Here is an 18,853-nt window from a genome sequence, read left to right as displayed (position 1 = left end):
GCGTTCAATCTGAGCCATGATCAAACTCTTCAATTTAAGTTTGGTTGCTTCGAAAAGCGGCTCAATGAATTGCTGAATTAACTGCTGCAACTTAAAAGTTGCTTTGGTCACTTCATCAGACATTGAAAATCAAAAATTGTTTTTGATGCTCGATGCTGTGAGTGCCCACACAGATTGCTTGATTCAAATTGTTAAAGAGCGACGCAACAGCGTGTTGCTGCGGGAGTAGAATTCTACTCAACCGCCTTCTCGAGTCAAGCCTTATTTTCAAAGGCTTTTCGAGGTTACCCACTTGGCTTTCTGCGTTGCCGCTTGCCCTGTCGATGGAGGCGCATTATAGGGAACAGATTCTTTCTGGCAAGGCTAAACTGCATGTTTTTTTGATAAAACCGCACAACCGTTCAAACAACAAACAAAAAGCATAAAACTTGAACTGAATCACACATTCTTGAGGCAGATGACCGTCAAGTACCCCTCCCCTTCAACTCATATAAGCCATTTCGGATTGTTGACGTGCTAGCCAAAGCTCCTCCATCTCCAACAAGGTCTGATAGATTTTCTCCGCCTGCTCCGGTCGGCTGAACAGATAGCCCTGTCCATACAAGTGGATATCGGTCAGGGATCGCAGCACATCCAACTGGGCCTGTGTCTCAATCCCTTCACACACCAGACTCTTGCCCAGCATGGACCCCATCCTGCAAATATTGGCGACCAGTTCGGATGCCTCCATTGAGGTGTCAATGCCCTGTATAAAGGAGCGGTCGATCTTCACCTTGCTGACCGGTAACTTTTGCAGATAACTCAAAGATGAATAACCAGTCCCAAAATCGTCTAATGCCAGCAGTACCCCCTGCTGATTGAGATCCTGCATCAGTTGCAGCGAATTCTTCACTTCGCGCATGGTGGTATCTTCAGTGACCTCCAAAACCAGACTGCTGGCTGGCAGGTGGTTCTCCATCAATGCCTTGGCCACCAGTTTGAGCAAATTGCGCTGGTACATGCCCGGCGAGATATTCACGCACATCTGCAGGTCGACCATACCCAACTGATGCCACTGATAAAGCTGCTCGCAAGCGGTGTTCAACACCCAGCCGCCCAGACGCTCGGCAAGCTGGAACTCCTCAGCCACCATGATCACTTCGTTTGGCGGAATAAAGCCCAGCTCCGGATGCCGCCAGCGCAGCAGTGCTTCGACAGCTTCACAACGGCCACTCTCGAGATTGACGATGGGTTGGTAATAGAGTTCCAACGCATTGTGTTCCAGCGCCATGATCATGTCCGAGGCCAAATGCTTGCGCCGCGCCGTCTCGTTGAGCAAGGAGTTATCGTAAATCACATAGGGGACATGGGTCTTGCGGCTATGGAACAGAGCCTGTTCCGCACGACTCAATAACTCCTGTGTTTTATCGCTGTCCATCGGATAGAAGGCAATCCCGATCCCCACCTCGAGCCGGAAGGGATAGTTATCATAGACGATATCTTGCTTCAGAACGTGCAGCAGTCGCGCTACCAGCTCCCTGACCTGACGCAGATCGCTGCTACCACGCTGGATAATGGCAAATTGATCGCCACCCAACCGACCACTCCACTCCCCTTCTTCACAGAGCAATCTGATCCGTCTGGCCAATTCACTGAGCAAAAAATCGCCCGCATCATAACCAAACTTGCTGTTGATATCTCTGAAGTCGTTGATATCGACCAATACCAATCCGAAAGGTACCTCCTGAGTGGCACAGAGCTCCATCCGTTCCAGCAATGCCACCCGATTGGAGAGACCCGTCAACGGGTCACGCCTTGCTGCCCTAAAGTGACGTCGAGCTTCATATACAAGAAGCAAGCTAAGGAGTAAAACCGAGATAACCAACCCCGACACCATCAACAGCAGAGCATTACGCAATTGACCAAAATGGCGATCATTCTCTGAGTAGATGTTGATGTTCTTCTGCATAACGGAAGCTAGTGCATAGGATAAAGGCTCCTGCAAGGGGGCTAGGCGCATCATTATTTGCTGGTAGACAGAGTCTCCGCTCTGCAGCTTGGTAATGACAGGCTCTATATCGCGAATGTTGTTTTCAATCAGTTGCACCAAGCGCAAGGTTTTCTGCTTATCCTGCATGCTTTTACGCAACTGACCGCTCAACAGGATGGGGGTTCTGCTCCAAAGAATGTCATAGCGCAACATCAGGTCATTGTGCTCTATTCCACCATAATGGTAGACCTCTACAGCACTGAGGAAACGCCCCAACTCGAGCTGCAGCTGCATCAGCGCCCAGGAGACATCATAGGTATATTTCTCCATCGCTCTGGTCGCATTCTGGAGCTGAACCAGACAATAAAGGGTGCTCCCGGTAAACGACAGAATGGATACATACAGAATGACGAGCAGTGGCCACGCCCTGGTCTTTCCTTTCACCCCGTGCTCCCGTGACTCTTTTATCAGTGTTGAATATCTATCAGGTCCAGCTGCCAAATCATCATGTCGGTATATTCAGAGCGCTTCAGCTCCGGATATTGATCAAGCGGCAACATAAACCAGAGCGGCCCCTTGTCACGGACCCTCATGGCTACCCCGTCATCTTCCCAAGCAAGAATAGGGTTATACTTGGCAACTTTGTCCCAATTGATGCGGATCTGAAAACTGTTCAATGCTGTCAGGGTTATGCTCTTGCCATTAGCCCCCACTGCGGCCAGCACGTCCGCCACCTTGGGCCCTCTGTACTTGTGAGGTTTATCAACCCAAGGGTTGCTGGTGACTATCTCATATTGCGGCAACGCCTGCAGCGTGGCCAAGTCAAAAAGCACTTTGCCGTCCACCTCATCTGGGGATCTGATATTGCCGCTTACTTTCAAGATCACAGGCCCCTTGAGGGCCTCGGCAGCCACAAGCGGCATGGCAATCAATGCAAACAGCAGAGTTATCCATCCAAGCACCTTCATCTTTCCCCCTTACACTTTTCTGCTATCAACAGACTCAGTTTAGCCAGATATAAAAAAACGGCTCGCCTTGAGCGAGCCGTTTGTCAAACAAAGCAAGGGGGGATGATTACATCATGCCCATGCCACCCATGCCGCCCATGTCAGGCATTGCAGGGGTATCTTTCTTCGGCAGTTCGGTGACCATGCACTCGGTGGTGATCATCAGACCGGCGATGGAAGAGGCAAACTGCAGGGCTGAACGGGTTACCTTGGTCGGATCCAGGATACCCATGGCCAGCATGTCACCATACTGTTCGCTGTAAGCGTTGTAACCGAAGTTGCCTTCGCCGTTCTTCACTGCATTGGCAATGACGGAGGCTTCTTCACCGGCGTTGATGACGATTTGACGCAGCGGGGCTTCCATGGCGCGCAGGGCAACCTTGATACCGACGTTCTGGTCTTCGTTGTCACCACGCAGACCAGCCAGTTTGGCTGCAACGCGAACCAACGCAACACCACCACCGGCAACCACACCTTCTTCAACCGCGGCGCGGGTAGCGTGCAGGGCATCTTCAACGCGGGCTTTCTTCTCTTTCATCTCGACTTCGGTGGCTGCGCCAACCTTGATCACGGCAACACCGCCAGCCAGCTTGGCTACGCGCTCTTGCAGCTTCTCACGATCGTAGTCGGAAGAAGTCTCTTCGATCTGCTGACGGATCTGGGCAACACGACCTTCGATCACACCGGCATCACCCACGCCATCGATGATGGTGGTGTTCTCTTTGGTGATGACGATGCGCTTGGCACGACCCAGATCTTCCAGAGTCGCTTTTTCCAGCTCCATGCCAACTTCTTCAGAGATGACGGTACCGCCAGTCAGTACGGCGATATCCTGCAGCATGGCCTTGCGACGGTCACCGAAGCCAGGCGCCTTGACGGCAGCCACTTTCACGATACCGCGCATGGTGTTGACCACCAGAGTCGCCAGGGCTTCGCCTTCCACGTCTTCAGCAACAATCAGCAGCGGCTTGCCAGCTTTGGCAACGCCTTCCAGCACCGGCAGCATTTCGCGGATGTTGGAGACTTTCTTGTCAACCAGCAGGATGAACGGGTCGTCCAGTTCAACGGAACCGGTCTCTTGTTTGTTGATGAAGTAGGGGGACAGGTAGCCGCGGTCGAACTGCATACCTTCAACAACTGCCAGCTCATCTTCCAGACCCTGACCATCTTCAACGGTGATGACGCCATCGCGACCCACTTTGTCCATGGCTTCAGCAATCAGCTTGCCCACTTTCTCGTCGGAGTTGGCGGAGATGGTGCCCACCTGAGCGATGGCATTGCTGTCAGCGCACGGCTGGGACAGCGCCTGCAGCTCGGCAACCGCAGCCACAACGGCCTTGTCGATACCGCGCTTCAGATCCATCGGGTTCATACCGGCGGCAACGGCTTTCAGACCTTCGTTGACGATAGCCTGAGCCAGAACGGTTGCAGTAGTGGTACCGTCACCGGCGGCATCGTTCGCCTTGGAAGCCACTTCCTTGACCATCTGGGCGCCCATGTTCTGGAACTTGTCTTCCAGCTCAATTTCGCGCGCAACAGAAACACCATCTTTAGTGATGGTCGGGGCGCCGAAGGACTTGTCCAGCACCACGTTGCGGCCTTTCGGGCCCAGAGTCACCTTGACGGCATCAGCCAGGATGTTTACGCCTTCCAGCATCTTGATGCGGGCTTCGTTACCAAACTTAACGTCTTTAGCTGCCATTTTTCTTCAATCCTTAAATCAATTCGGGGAAAAGGAGGATGGATTACTCTTCGACAATCGCCAGGATGTCGGTTTCGGAAAGGATCAGGACGTCCTGACCATCCAGCTTCTCGGTTTTCACACCGTAGCCTTCGTTGAAGATAACCTTGTCACCAACCTTCACGGCCAGCGCTTTGACTTCGCCATTATCCAGAATGCGACCAGTCCCCACGGCAAGCACTTCACCACGGGTGGACTTCTGGGCCGCAGTACCAGTCAAGACGATACCGCCGGCAGATTTGGCTTCAGCTTCGATGCGCTTGATGATGACGCGGTCGTGCAGTGGACGAATTTTCATCGATAACTCTCCCAAAATGAGTCTCATTGTTGCTTTGAGGAATGGCCGTTCCAGGCCAAATTAGATATGTCCCTGATGTGGGGCAGAGTTGCTAACCCTTCAAGGGCAAATACAAAAAAAATTTTTTCACGTACTATAAACATCTTCGATGGTTCAGCCATGTCCGCACTCTGGAGCAAGGTCGGTTCAAGCCGCCCGGTTTCCATGCCAGAACCTTCAAAGCCAGCTGTAGAGACGAGCCCTTGACCCGCACCAACCCCATGCTGACAGCCCCTATTCCGGTCGTACTGCGCCAGATGACGGGCCCCATGATCTTCGGCATCATCGCCATTCTGGCCTTCAATCTGGTCGATACCTTTTTTATCGGTATGCTGGGCACCGAAGCTCTGGCCGCCATCAGTTTTACCTTTCCTGTCACTTTTGTGGTTACCTCGCTGGCGATGGGATTGGGCGCCGGATTGTCAGCGGTGATCGGTCATACCCTGGGGCAGGGCAAACACGATGAGGCGGCCCATCTCGCCACCGACAGCCTGTTTCTGGCGGTGATCATGGTAGCCCTGCTCTCCGCGGGGGGGGCTCTCACCATCAAACCCCTGTTTACTCTGCTGGGGGCCAGTGCCGAGCTTATCTCCCTCATCCATGACTACATGCTGACCTGGTATCTCACCGTCCCCATGCTGGTGCTGCCCATGGTGGGCAATGCCGCTATCCGGGCGACCGGCGATACCAAAACCCCCAGTCTGGTGATGGCCATAGCCGGGCTGGTCAACGGGGTACTGGATCCTCTGTTGATCTTCGGCATCGGCCCCTTTCCCGAATGGGGGATCCGCGGGGCAGCCATCGCCACCTCTATCTCCTGGTTGATGGCGATGCTGGTCAGCCTCTATATCCTGCGTCATCGGGAGGGCTTGCTGCTGTGGCGCCTCTCGCCGCGGGCCCGGTTGCTGACCCACTGGCGGGCGCTGCTCCATGTCGCCGTCCCCGCCTCTTTTACCAATATGCTCAACCCCCTGGCCAATGCAGTGCTGATGACGATCTTTGCAGGACTGGGTACCGAGGTGGTGGCCGCTTACGGCGCCGCATCGCGGGTCGAGGCGCTGCTGCTGATTGTGATGATGGCCCTCGCCTCCGTACTGGCCCCCTTCATCTCGCAAAACTGTGGCGCCGGCAATCCGGCCCGCGCCAAAGCTGCACTGCAGAGCTGCATGAGTTTTGCGTTGCTTTTCCAGCTCGCCATCTATGGCCTGACCTGGCTACTGGCGCCACTCATCGCCAATCTGTTCAGCGATCATCCACAGGTCATCCGCCTGATTATTCTCTATCTGCATCTAGTGCCGATCGGTTACGGATTTCAGGGCATGGTGATGCTGCTGGCCTCGGCACTCAATGGCGTGCGGGCATCCAGTATTTCGTTCTTGTTCAACGGATTGCGACTGTTTGGTTTTCTGTTGCCAGGAGCCTGGCTGGGGGCAAAGCTGGGGGGAGAACAGGGGATATATCTGGGGATCTTGCTGGCCAATCTGGCGGCGGGCACCCTCGCATGGTGGTATGCCCGACACCGCTTCGAGGCGTTGTGCCATCAGGGTAAACCCTGATTCAGTCACTCACCTCGGGTTTTCGTTTCGTCGATTACTCTTTACGCTCACTCTTTGCGCTCAAATTCGCCTTCGATGGTGGTGCCGCCCTGCTTGGCGTTCCCCAGATGATCATCGGACGGTGCGTTGCCAAACGGCGATTGAGTACGCTGGAAACCGCCCATCTGCATCCGGAACTGGCTGCTGCCGATCAGCTTGTCAGCCAGTTTGTTGCGCAGCCAGGGTTGCAGCAACAGCACACCGAAAATGTCGGTCACGAAACCCGGGATAATCAGCAGCAGGCCCGCCAACGCCAGCATCATGCCCCCCATCACCTCGCGGCCCGGCATCTCGCCCATCTGCATCTTTTGCTGGGCGCTGAACAGGGTCTTGATCCCTTCACTGCGCACCAGCGAGGAGCCCAATACCGCAGTCAGTATGAGCAAGCCGACAGTCGGCAGCGCCCCGATTACCGAGCCGACCTCGATCATCACGGTGAGCTCCAGCACAACCAGACCCACCAACAACAAAAACAACTTGCCCATATCCACTCCAGCACCGGTAAATTGAGAAAAAGTGGCGCCCATCCAACGATGGTCAGAGGCGATTTTGCCGCCCCGTCATCACCACTTTCTGCCCTGAATAAATGGGGGCCGTCCCCCCTTTTTCAAGTTGGTCAACTGACTCCTACGTCATCAGCAATCTAAAAAACCAGCAAAAAGTCACAAAAATATATAAAAATCATCACGATAAAAACTTCATAACATATGTGTACTTTCCTCAAAGTAATTTGAAAATGTCGCAAATTTAGTGATCCACCTCTAATAACCGATACCTCAATTGGAGTAGTATATTGATTAGTTTTTCGGGAGGTCACTCTCCCTACCGCCCCACTCGATGTGTGGTGCTTCAGGATGAGCTGTGCGCAAGGAACTCGCGACCACTCGGTGAGGATTTTTCCATTTATCTGATTTCTGAGGCATTACAATGAGCGACATCAAGAACGTCCGCATTGAAGAAGACCTGCTGGGCACCAAAGAAGTTTCCAATGATCTCTACTACGGTGTGCACACCCTGCGCGCTGTCGAGAACTTCAAGATCAGCTCTCAGAAGATTTCTGACGTTCCGGAATTTGTCCGCGGTATGGTGCTGACCAAGAAAGCTGCTGCACTGGCAAACGGCGAGCTCGGTACCATCCGTCCTGAAATTGCTGACAAGATCGTAGAAGCCTGCGACCTGATGCTGAACACAGGCAAATGCTTCGACCAGTTCCCGGTCGACGTTTACCAGGGAGGTGCCGGCACCTCCGTCAACATGAACACTAACGAAGTACTGGCCAACATCGCCTTGGAAATCATGGGTCTGGAGAAAGGCCGTTACGACGTCATCAACCCGAACGACCACGTCAACAAGTGCCAGTCCACCAACGATGCTTACCCGACCGGTTTCCGCGTTGCTGTGGTCAACAGCACTGACGTGACTCTGCATGCTCTGGAAGCACTGATTGCCGCTTTTGATGCCAAAGCAGAAGAATTCAAGAAGATCCTGAAGATGGGCCGTACCCAACTGCAAGATGCGGTTCCGATGACCCTGGGTCAGGAGTTCCACGCATTCGCCGTGACCCTGCGTGAAGAGATCAAGTCCATCAAGCGTTGCCAGGAGCTGCTGCTGGAAGTGAACCTGGGCGCGACCGCCATCGGTACCGGTCTGAACACTCCGCCCGAGTACTCTGCACTGGCCATCAAGCGTCTGGCCGAGATCACCGGTCGTGCCTATGTACCGGCAGAAGATCTGATCGAAGCGACCTCCGACTGTGGCGCCTACGTCATGCTGCACGGCGCCATCAAGCGTCTGGCCATGAAGCTGTCCAAGATCTGTAATGACCTGCGTCTGCTCTCCTCCGGCCCGCGCACCGCACTGAAAGAGATCAACCTGCCGGAAATGCAGGCGGGCTCCTCCATCATGCCGGCCAAGGTCAACCCGGTTATCCCGGAAGTGGTCAACCAATCCTGCTTCAAGGTATTCGGTAACGACATCACCATCACCTTCGCCGCCGAAGCCGGTCAGCTGCAGCTGAACGTCATGGAGCCGGTGATTGGTCAGGCGATGTTCGAATCACTGAGCCTGATGGAAAAAGCCTGTATTTCCCTGCGCGAGAAGTGCGTGGAAGGTATCACCGCCAACCCGGAAATCTGCATGAATCACGTGCTGAACTCCATCGGTATCGTGACCTACCTGAACCCCTTCATCGGCCACCACGAAGGGGATATCGTCGGCAAGATCTGTGCCCAGACCGGCAAGAACGTCCGCGAAGTCGTTCTTGAGCGCGGCCTGCTGAGCGCCGAGCAGCTGGACGAGATCCTCTCCATCGAGAACCTGATGAACCCGCAATACAAAGCCAAGCGTTTCACCCGCGAAGCTGCCGTATAAGCGAGTGTGGGCCGGGATCTTCCCGGCCCATAAAGTCAGTTCCCGATTGGTCTTTATCCCCAGCCCGATCGGGAATTGGCTTTTTGCCAAATAAAAACCAAAAACTAAAAAATGGAGTTATCGCTATGATTGGAATCGAGTTACTTGTCGTGCTCGCCGCTATATATCTGGGGGCCCGGATAGGCAGCATCGGCATCGGCTTTGCCGGTGGTCTGGGGGTACTGGTATTGACGTGGGGTCTGGGCATGCCCATCCCGAGCGATCAACTGGTCAGCTACATCCCCTGGGATGTGATCATGATCATCGCGTCCGTCATCTGTGCCATCGCCTGTATGCAACTGGCTGGCGGGATGGACTATCTGGTCTTCCTGGCAGAAAAAGCGCTGCGCAAGAACCCCAAATACATCACCTTCGCCGCCCCGGTGGTCACCTATCTGATGACCATGCTGGCCGGTACCGGTCATACCGCCTTCTCCACCCTGCCGGTGATCGCGGAAGTGGCCAAAGAGCAGGGGATCCGTCCGTCCCGTCCGCTCTCCATCGCAGTTGTCGCCTCCCAGATCGCCATCACAGCTTCCCCGATCTCTGCCGCTGTGGTTGCCTTCTCCGGTATGCTCGAGCCGTTTGGTGTTGACTACCTGACCCTGCTGGCCATCTGCATCCCCTCTACCTTCCTGGCCTGTATCCTGGGCGCCTTCATTGCCAACATGATGGGCAAGCCGCTGGAGCAGGACGAAGTCTATCTGGAGCGCAAAGCCAAGGGTCTGATCAAACTGCGTGGTACTACCAAGCTCGAGATCAAACCGTACGCCAAGCTGTCGGTCTGGATCTTCATCGCCGCCATCGTTGCTGTTATGGCTTATGCCACTGCCATCTCCGGTAAAGTGGGCCTGATCACCAACCCGCCGATCCCCCGTGACGGCGCCATCATGGGCATCATGCTGGCCGCGGCCACCATCATGACCCTGGTGTGCAAACTGGACGCCACCCAGGTCACCAACATGCCGACCTTCAAGTCCGGTATGTCCGCCTGTATCTGCGTACTGGGTGTGGCCTGGCTGGGTAACGTCTTCGTTAAAGGCAACATGGACACCATCCAGCTGATCGCTGGCGACCTGCTGAACCAGTACTCCTGGCTGCTGGCTGTGGTGCTGTTCTTCGCTGCCATGCTGCTCTATTCACAAGGCGCCACTACCAAAGCGTTGATGCCTGCCGCACTGGCACTGGGTGTCAGCCCGCTGACTGCGATTGCCTCTTTCGCAGCCGTGAGCGCCCTGTTCGTACTGCCGACCTACCCGACTCTGCTGGCCGCGGTAGAGATGGACGACACCGGCTCCACCCGTATCGGTAAGGCGGTCTTCAACCATCCCTTCTTCGTACCGGGCACCGCCACCATCGCCATCGCCGTGGCACTGGGCTTCTTCTTCGGCGGCATCCTGCTGTAATTCATCGCCTGCCGATCGCCAAATAAAAATCCCCGCCAGTTGGCGGGGATTTTTTTATCTCTTAACTCTGTACTTTGCAGTCTGCCAGCACGAGAGCTGACCTCTTATCCGGATGGCTCAACCACGGCGACAGCAGACACCACAACAGCGTGCCAGCGGCGCTATAACTACCGCTGCCGGATTGCCGGAGTAGTAGGCCACCATGGTACTCAGCACCATGCCAGAAGGCGGGATCCGTCGGATCAGACCGGCTCCAGGGTATCCAGCGGCCAGCGCGGCACCGCTTTGACCGCCAGCGGCTCAAATACGCCCGCTTTCAGGCGCTGCATACCGGCGTAAGCGATCATGGCGCCGTTATCGGTGCAATATTCAGTGCGCGGATAGAACACCTCGCCCTTGAGGCTCTCCATCAGCTCGGCCAGCTGGGCACGCAGATGACGGTTGGCACTGACGCCACCGGCAACCACCAGACGCTTAAGACCGGTCTCTTTCAAAGCACGACGGCACTTGATGGCCAGGGTATCAACCACCGCATCTTCAAACGCCCGAGCGATATCGGCACGGGTCTGCTCATCATCACCATTGGCGGCGATGGTGTTGGCTGTGAAGGTCTTGAGGCCGGAGAAGCTCATGTCGAGCCCGGGACGGTCAGTCATGGGACGTGGGAAGTGGAAACGTCCGGTGGTGCCCTTCTCGGCCAGACGGGAGAGCAGCGGACCACCCGGATAGTCCAGCCCCATCAGCTTGGCAGTCTTGTCGAACGCTTCGCCAGCGGCATCATCGATGGATTCCCCCAGCAGCTGATAGCTGCCGATACCGTCGACCCGCACCAGCATGGAGTGACCACCGGATACCAGCAGCGCCACGAAGGGGAACTCGGGAGCCTTCTCTTCCAGCATGGGGGCCAGCAGGTGGCCTTCCATATGATGGACGGCGATAGCAGGCTTGTTCCATGCCATCGCCAGCGAACGACCAATAGTGGCGCCCACCAGAATGGCGCCAACCAGACCCGGACCCGCGGTATACGCGATGCCGTCGATGTCATCTTTGCCCAGTCCCGCCTCTTGCAATGCGGCCTGGATCAACGGGATCGTCTTGCGAACATGATCCCGGCTGGCGAGTTCGGGGACAACGCCACCGTAGTCCGCATGCAGCTTGACCTGGCTGTATAACTGATGGGAAAGGATCCCTTTTTGATCGTCGAAGATCGCGATCCCGGTTTCGTCACAGGATGTCTCTATGCCCAATACACGCATTGCTAAAAAATTTCACTGCTAAAATGAGACGGCTATGGTAACCTTCGCGGGTTTTTTAAACCAGAGCGATCTCTGCGGGTTTACTTTCATTCCCTGTCCAGAGTATAATTTCGCACCATTTTAAGACATGCTGATCGATTGAAGGTCAGCTAACAATTTATCACTGAGGTGAAAGGCACATGCCAGTAATCAAAGTCCGTGAAAATGAGCCGTTTGACGTTGCTCTGCGTCGTTTCAAGCGTTCTTGCGAAAAAGCCGGTATCCTGTCCGAAGTTCGTAGCCGTGAGTTCTACGAGAAGCCGACTACCATTCGTAAGCGCGCCAAAGCGTCTGCTGTCAAGCGTCACGCCAAGAAGCTGTCTCGCGAAAACGCACGTCGTATCCGCCTGTACTAATCGGGAGATATTGCCGTGTCTCTGAAGGATCAACTCAAGGATCAGCAAAAACTCGCCATGCTTGCCAAAGATAAGGCACGTCTGGGAGCGATCCGCTTGTTGATGGCAGAAATCAAGCAACGTGAAGTCGATACCCGTATCGAGCTGAATGATGAGGATATCCTCGCTGTCGTGACCAAAATGGTCAAACAGCGCCGCGATTCCATCAGCCAATTTGAAGCTGCCGGTCGCCAGGATCTCGCCGACAAAGAGTCCGCCGAGATCGTTGTGTTGCAGGAATTCCTGCCGCAACAGCTGACCGCAGATGAAATTGCCGCCCTGATCGAGCAAGCCATCACTGAAAGTGGTGCTGCCGTCATGGCTGATATGGGCAAGGTCATGGCTGTCTTGAAGCCGAAAATTCAGGGGCGTGCCGATGTCGGCGCCGTCAGTGCTCAGGTGAAAACCCGCTTGGCGTAACAGGCAACTCTCTTGTTTGGTCGAAGAAGCCGTGCTTCCCTTGGAATGCGCGGCTTTTTTATTTTCTCCGCAATGAAACAGGACGGTTATGGCAGGCAGGATCCCACAATCCTTTATCGACGATCTGCTCGTACGCACAGACATAGTCGAGCTGATCGACTCGCGAGTGCGGCTGAAAAAAGCCGGTAAAAACTACCAGGCTTGCTGCCCTTTTCATAACGAAAAAAGCCCCTCTTTTACCGTCAGCCAGGAGAAGCAGTTCTACCACTGTTTCGGTTGTGGCGCCCACGGCAACGCCATCGGCTTTGTCATGGAGTACGACGGTCTCGAATTTCCCGATGCCATCGAAGAGCTCGCCAGCATGCAAGGCATGCAGGTACCTCGCGAGCAGAGCATCGGCGGCTCGGCCAATAGCCAGCCCGCAGTCAGCAAGGATCTGTTCGAGCTGATGAACCAGATCGCCCGCTTCTACGAGAGCAATCTCAAGAGCGCTCCCCATGCGGTGGAGTACCTCAAAGGCCGCGGCCTGACCGGTGAAGTGGTCAAACGATTCAACATTGGCTATGCACCCAGCGATTGGGATCAAGTGCGCCGCCGCTTTGGTACCAGCCGGGATCACGAGCAGTTGCTTATCTCGGGCGGCATGCTGATCACCCGTGACAATGGCCCGGGGAGTTATGATCGTTTCCGCGATCGCATCATGTTCCCGATCCGTGACAAGCGTGGCCGGGTCATCGGTTTCGGTGGCCGGGTGCTGGGTGATGGCACCCCCAAATACCTGAACTCGCCGGAGACCCCCATCTTCCATAAAGGGCGGGAGCTGTTCGGTCTCTACGAAGTAAAGCAGGCACACAAGGATCCACGCCGGATCCTGGTGGTGGAAGGCTATATGGATGTGGTGGCACTCGGTCAGTACGACATCGACTATGCGGTGGCGGCGCTGGGTACTGCAACGACCAGCGAGCATATCCACACCCTGTTTCGCACCACCGCCGAGGTAGTCTGCTGCTACGACGGTGACAACGCCGGTCGTGAAGCCGCCTGGCGCGCGCTGGATAATGCCCTCCCTCATCTGCAGGATGGCCGCGAACTGAAGTTCGTGTTCCTGCCCGATGGCGAGGATCCCGACTCGCTGGTACGCCAGATCGGCAAGGAGGGTTTTGAAGCCCTGCTCGATGAAGCCCAACCGTTCGCCGACTTCATGTTCGAGCGTCTCGGCCGGGATGCCGCACTTTCGGGTGAGGCAGGCAAGTTCGAAGTGGCCAACAAGGCCGCCGAGCTTATTCGTCGCGTTCCGGAAGGGTTTACCCGCGAAGGGCTGATCACTCGTCTCTCCAGCATGATGCGTTGGGGCGAGAACAAACAGCGCATCGCCGAGCTCTTTGCTCGCAACAGTCAGCCCAAGGCCGAGGTCAACAAACCCAAGGCAGCCAAGCTGACACCACTGCGGCGTGCACTGGCACTGATGGTGCAATATCCGGCAGTAACGGCTGAGCTTCCCCCCATGCCGGAATTGGCCGGACTACGCGTACAGGGCATCAAGTTCCTGCTGCAACTGCACCAGCAAATCCAGGCACAGCCTGGTATCACAACCGGTATCCTGCTGGAACACTGGCGTGGTACCAAGGAAGGAGAGATCCTTGCTCAGCTGGCCATGCACGACCTGTTCGAGGAGATCAAACTCGATCAGGAGCCGGATATTCTGGGAGAATTGCAGGACACCTTCGTCGGCTTCATCAACCAGTTTCTGAAGCAGCGGATCGAAGAATTGCAGGCCAAAGTGGCTCAGGAAGGACTAAGCTCCGAAGAAACCCAAGAGCTGATGATGCTGATAAGAGAGGTGCAAATTGAGAAAAGAAATGAGAGTGGGGCTTGATATTTGAGTGATTAGTCCCAATATGGATAGCGTTGCCCGAATCGACGGGATGAAAAGCAAAATTTTTATAACCGCCTGGCCCCGACAATACTGCGGGCAGGGGTTTCTCATGACCGACGCCGCAACCAGACATAGCATGTCTGGCGGTTTTCTATTAGAATTGGCTATTTGCGCAGCAGCGCACTGTACGCGCAACCTAGCAACACCAACCGGATGAGTTCTATGGAGCAAACCCCGCAGTCTCAGCTTAAACTCCTCGTTGCCAAAGGTAAAGAACAGGGCTACCTGACCTATGCCGAGGTGAACGATCACCTCCCGCAAGACATTGTCGATTCAGACCAGATCGAAGACATCATTCAGATGATCAACGATATGGGCATTCAAGTGGTTGAAAACGCTCCGGATGCCGATGACCTTATCATGGCTGAAGGTGGTACCGCCGATGAGGACGCTGCCGAAGCAGCGGCCCAGGCTCTGGCATCTGTTGAATCTGAGATTGGTCGTACGACCGATCCCGTCCGCATGTACATGCGGGAAATGGGTACCGTCGAACTGCTGACCCGTGAAGGCGAAATCGACATCGCCAAGCGGATCGAAGACGGTATCAACCAGGTACAAAGCTCCGTAGCCGAGTACCCTGAAGCAATTACTTACCTGCTCGAACAGTACGACAAGTACGAAGCCGAGCAGCTGCGTCTCTCTGACATCATCTCTGGCTTTATTGACCCGAACGAAACTGAAGACATGGCGCCTACCGCCACGCATATCGGTTCCGAGCTCGGCGAAGACGATCTGGCCGACGAAGATGAAGAGGACGAAGAAGACGAAGACGAAGATGGCGACAGCTCTGACGACGACGGTGACGGTGGTCCGGATCCGGAAGTCGCTCGCGAGAAGTTCGGCGAACTGCGTGCCCAGTATGAAGTGACCCGTCTCTCCATTCAGAAGAATGGTCGCGCGCACGAAGATACCCAGGCTGCCATCGCCCAGCTGGCCGATGTATTCCGTCAATTCCGCCTGATGCCCAAGCAGTTCGATCGCCTGGTCAACAACATGCGTGAAATGATGGAGCGCGTCCGCGTGCAGGAACGCATCATCATGAAGCTCTGCGTTGAGCAGGCCAAGATGCCGAAGAAAACCTTCGTCGCGGCCTTCACCAACAACGAGTGTGAAACTGCCTGGTTTGAATACCAGAAGCAGGCTGGCAAAGCCTGGTCTCCCCGTCTGGTTGAAATGGACGAGGATATTCAGCGCGCCATCGGCAAGCTGCAGCAGATTGAAGAAGAGACCGGTCTGTCGATTGCCCAGATCAAGGATATCAACCGTCGTATGAGCATCGGTGAGGCCAAAGCCCGCCGTGCGAAGAAAGAGATGGTTGAGGCCAACTTGCGCCTGGTTATCTCTATCGCCAAGAAGTACACCAACCGCGGTCTGCAGTTCTTGGATCTGATCCAGGAGGGCAACATCGGTTTGATGAAGGCGGTAGACAAGTTTGAATACCGTCGTGGCTACAAGTTCTCGACCTACGCTACCTGGTGGATCCGTCAGGCCATTACCCGCTCCATCGCGGATCAGGCCCGTACCATCCGTATCCCGGTACACATGATCGAGACCATCAACAAGCTCAACCGTATCTCCCGTCAGATGCTGCAGGAGATGGGTCGCGAGCCGAACCCGGAAGAGCTGGCCATGCGCATGGGCATGCCGGAGGACAAGATCCGCAAGGTACTGAAGATCGCCAAAGAGCCTATCTCTATGGAGACGCCCATCGGTGATGATGAAGATTCCCACTTGGGCGACTTTATCGAAGATACCACCCTGGCTCTGCCAGCAGATGCGGCGACCAGCGAAAGCCTGCGCAACGCCACCCGCGAAGTACTGGCTGGCCTGACGGCCCGCGAAGCCAAGGTGCTGCGGATGCGTTTCGGTATCGACATGAACACTGACCACACCCTAGAGGAAGTGGGCAAGCAGTTCGATGTTACCCGTGAGCGTATTCGTCAGATCGAAGCCAAGGCACTGCGCAAACTGCGCCACCCGAGCCGCTCGGAAGTGCTGCGCAGCTTCCTGGACGAATAGTCCTGACCCTGTGTCAAACTGCTCTGCCAAAGCCCTGCCATGCGGGGCTTTGTTTTGTCTGGCATTTACCCTTGCGACCCGCTTTGCACCCTCTATCGACCTGGACAATTAGTCGCCAAGTGGTTGATATGCCTATAGACTGCCCTTTCCTCTTCCCCTATAATCCACGCCGCTAAACGCACAATTTGGCCCCTTAGCTCAGTTGGTCAGAGCAGTCGACTCATAATCGATTGGTCGTGGGTTCAAGTCCCCCAGGGGCCACCAATTCCAGAGGGTTAGCGAGATAGTACTCGCTAACCCTCTTTTCAATAGGATACCTATAGGATATCTCAGCCTGTAGAGTAACCACTCTAAAATCACTCCCCAGCCCCTCAAAAATTTTTTCTCCACCAGGAAGAAAAATTATCAGGCCGCTTCGAAATATTCTCTTTTGAGAACCATTGCTAAAATTTTTTCTCCTCCCCAGATTTCCCTTTTCTATCTCTATATATTGAAAAAAACGGGGTTACACGGGTTACGAGGTTACAACTCGGCTCTAGCCCAGTACTGGCGCGGCTTTGCGCTGTAACCCCACTCAGGGCACAAAAAGCGAATAGAGGTTACACGCACAGAAAGAGGCATGAGGTTACAAGCCTGTAGCCCTTGTCTGGTGCGGGCTGTAGCCATTTCTCTTGACGCTGTAACCTGTAACCCCGAGAGGTTACAAAACTATTCATAAATCAATCACTACGCATTGATTAAATATGGATTCATATCAAGCCCAGCGATTTGAGACTGTGCAACCATATGGTTTGGTACTAAACCAAACCTAGAGATGGTGTAACGATGATCAGATTTTTTTCAGCAATATTGATGGCCCTTTCCCTCTCCGCGTGCTCATCACTCCCTGATGATATCCCCTGCAATACCGAACCCGCACACTACGATGCACAAGGGGCATTTGTTCCAACAGCCTACACATGCCCTGAGGCAAGCCCTCGTGCTACGTATGCTCTTAATCAGTGCTCATGGGTAAATGGGTATTACAAGAAAGGGGGGGCATACGTTAGCGGTCACACGAGATGTAAATACAACCTAACCCCACCTGGCTATACCAAGACTGACTCCTACAACGGCTCTACAGCCACATATAGTGAAAGCCTAACCACTGGGAGCGACAGCTCCTACAAAAGCCTTGGTAGTGGATACAGTGGCAGTACCTATAAAAGTTCAGGCAGCAGCTACAACAAGAGCCCCTGCGTCACAGGGTATTGCGGCCCTGTCAAAGTCAAAGGGTACTATCGGAAGAATGGAACCTATGTACGCCCTCACACGAGAAGTTATCCACGGTCGAGACGCTAAACTCAAACCGACCTCAAAACCATAGTCGGGGTTCTATGAAGAACTGCATTAGTGCAGTTCTTCACAGGCAAAGCAAATGACGTAAGACTCTGATTTTTAATCAGAAAATCTAGTGACAATGAAGCTTTGTTCAAAGGTCTGTGTACGTAAAAAAGTCACGGAAAATACAAATTTAATAATAAAATCAGATACATAACCAAATCAGAAAGGGCTGTTCTTCTCTACTTTTTTGCAAAAAACTGAAATTCCTTTCACTTCGTGCAATTCCTCCCAAGCCCCCAAACCCCAAGAGCTGCGCGGCCTAGAGCTAGGAAATTGCGATAATCCATTTCTGCAAAAAATTTTCTTAACGAGGCCCGCAGGCGGGAGCGGATGAGCGCGGATTTCGTGGGTAGGTGGCGTCCGTGGTTATATTTTTTGTAGTTAATGTAATGCGCGGCGTAGCGTCTGAAGACCGCATACTATCTCTCAATAAAAATGTAGATAAAGATTCAGTAGTCACATAAATGTTGAATTTCACACTTGGTATTTTAATCACATTTAGCGCCTACACTATGTAGGCGCTAATAAGATCTCAAGACAACACATTATTATGACCAGAGAGGGAAAAGCGCTCTCTGATATTGTGCTGAAAAATTGCCAGCCACTATATTTTAAACACTGTTACCGTCTAAATAACTTAACTAACTCCTCTATCACTGTTCCTACTGGAGTTGTCAATACCGCTGTGCCAGGCTCAGCATTATCCTGCGCCGAAGTTCTTTGAAACACAGCACGAATGAGAGTAAAAAACAGGCTCAGTCCCACAGCTAGAATAAACGCTGCAATGGTTACTGCATAGCCAATAGAAAGCCAAATATCATTTAGAACAATTTCCAAAATACTTTTAGCTTTCTCAGCATTCTTAGCCTTCTCAGCCTTCTCAGCCTTCTCAGCCTTCTCAGCCTTCTCAGCCTTCTCAGCCTTCTCAGCCTTCTCAGCCT

General features: G+C 54.1%; 14 protein-coding genes and 1 tRNA gene. 8 read left to right on the top strand and 7 right to left on the bottom strand.

The features are described 5' to 3' along the window. Window positions 1-481: 481 nt before the first annotated feature. The 4 genes from G5193_RS21460 to G5193_RS21445 form a co-directional block, all read right to left on the bottom strand. Complete coding sequence (locus tag G5193_RS21460) at window positions 482-2,413, bottom strand: putative bifunctional diguanylate cyclase/phosphodiesterase (protein WP_421207312.1); 1,932 nt, start codon at window positions 2,411-2,413, stop codon at window positions 482-484. Window positions 2,414-2,436: 23 nt separating this feature from the next. Beyond that, window positions 2,437-2,937: a molybdopterin-binding oxidoreductase gene (locus tag G5193_RS21455; RefSeq protein WP_421207310.1), complete on the bottom strand. Its 501-nt coding sequence runs from the start codon at window positions 2,935-2,937 to the stop codon at window positions 2,437-2,439. Window positions 2,938-3,043: 106 nt separating this feature from the next. Further along, window positions 3,044-4,678, bottom strand: coding sequence for a chaperonin GroEL (gene groL, locus G5193_RS21450; RefSeq protein ID WP_005340575.1), 1,635 nt, complete (start codon window positions 4,676-4,678; stop codon window positions 3,044-3,046). A gap of 43 nt (window positions 4,679-4,721) precedes the next feature. Continuing rightward, window positions 4,722-5,015 (bottom strand): co-chaperone GroES, encoded by a 294-nt coding sequence (locus G5193_RS21445; RefSeq protein WP_005340573.1) that lies wholly within the window; start codon window positions 5,013-5,015, stop codon window positions 4,722-4,724. A gap of 260 nt (window positions 5,016-5,275) precedes the next feature. On the opposite strand from G5193_RS21445, the gene G5193_RS21440 reads away from it, so the two are divergent. Then, entirely contained in the window at window positions 5,276-6,610 is a 1,335-nt protein-coding gene (locus G5193_RS21440) for an MATE family efflux transporter (RefSeq protein WP_421172288.1), read from the top strand. Between the two features lie 47 nt (window positions 6,611-6,657). Here the strand turns inward: G5193_RS21440 and G5193_RS21435 are convergent, their stop codons facing one another. Then, window positions 6,658-7,134 (bottom strand): FxsA family protein, encoded by a 477-nt coding sequence (locus tag G5193_RS21435; RefSeq protein ID WP_005340570.1) that lies wholly within the window; start codon window positions 7,132-7,134, stop codon window positions 6,658-6,660. A gap of 442 nt (window positions 7,135-7,576) precedes the next feature. Between G5193_RS21435 and aspA the strand changes: the two genes are divergently transcribed. After that, window positions 7,577-9,019, top strand: a complete 1,443-nt coding sequence (aspA, locus tag G5193_RS21430; RefSeq protein WP_005341227.1) for an aspartate ammonia-lyase — start codon at window positions 7,577-7,579, stop codon at window positions 9,017-9,019. 125 nt (window positions 9,020-9,144) lie between these two features. Beyond that, complete coding sequence (locus G5193_RS21425) at window positions 9,145-10,464, top strand: anaerobic C4-dicarboxylate transporter (protein ID WP_021229055.1); 1,320 nt, start codon at window positions 9,145-9,147, stop codon at window positions 10,462-10,464. Window positions 10,465-10,706: 242 nt separating this feature from the next. On the opposite strand, the gene tsaD is transcribed toward G5193_RS21425, so the two are convergent. Next, window positions 10,707-11,720, bottom strand: coding sequence for a tRNA (adenosine(37)-N6)-threonylcarbamoyltransferase complex transferase subunit TsaD (gene tsaD / locus G5193_RS21420; RefSeq protein WP_421207308.1), 1,014 nt, complete (start codon window positions 11,718-11,720; stop codon window positions 10,707-10,709). 179 nt (window positions 11,721-11,899) lie between these two features. Here tsaD and rpsU point away from each other — a divergent pair, with 179 nt between their 5' ends. The 5 genes from rpsU (at window position 11,900) to G5193_RS21395 (ending at window position 16,793) form a co-directional block, all read left to right on the top strand. Beyond that, a complete protein-coding gene (rpsU, locus tag G5193_RS21415; RefSeq protein ID WP_005309452.1) occupies window positions 11,900-12,115 on the top strand; it encodes a 30S ribosomal protein S21 in 216 nt (71 codons plus the stop codon). A 15-nt stretch (window positions 12,116-12,130) separates the two neighbouring features. Next, window positions 12,131-12,574: a GatB/YqeY domain-containing protein gene (locus G5193_RS21410; RefSeq protein WP_005349081.1), complete on the top strand. Its 444-nt coding sequence runs from the start codon at window positions 12,131-12,133 to the stop codon at window positions 12,572-12,574. 88 nt (window positions 12,575-12,662) lie between these two features. Beyond that, entirely contained in the window at window positions 12,663-14,450 is a 1,788-nt protein-coding gene (dnaG, locus tag G5193_RS21405) for a DNA primase (protein ID WP_421207307.1), read from the top strand. Between the two features lie 183 nt (window positions 14,451-14,633). Continuing rightward, the gene (gene rpoD / locus G5193_RS21400) at window positions 14,634-16,529 is read left to right on the top strand and encodes an RNA polymerase sigma factor RpoD (protein WP_263718854.1); all 1,896 of its coding nucleotides are present in this window, start codon (window positions 14,634-14,636) and stop codon (window positions 16,527-16,529) included. Between the two features lie 187 nt (window positions 16,530-16,716). Then, window positions 16,717-16,793: transfer RNA gene (locus G5193_RS21395), tRNA-Ile, on the top strand. A 1,740-nt stretch (window positions 16,794-18,533) separates the two neighbouring features. Here the strand turns inward: G5193_RS21395 and G5193_RS21390 are convergent. Next, window positions 18,534-18,853: hypothetical protein (locus G5193_RS21390; RefSeq protein ID WP_421207305.1), on the bottom strand; the 320-nt coding region annotated here is incomplete at its 5' end.

The sequence above is a fragment of the Aeromonas sp. 601027 genome, assembly GCF_049174455.1.
Taxonomy (GTDB): Bacteria; Pseudomonadota; Gammaproteobacteria; order Enterobacterales; family Aeromonadaceae; genus Aeromonas; species Aeromonas veronii_A.
Note: the sequence above shows the minus strand (reverse complement) of the source record. Positions and strands in the feature narration are given on the sequence as shown.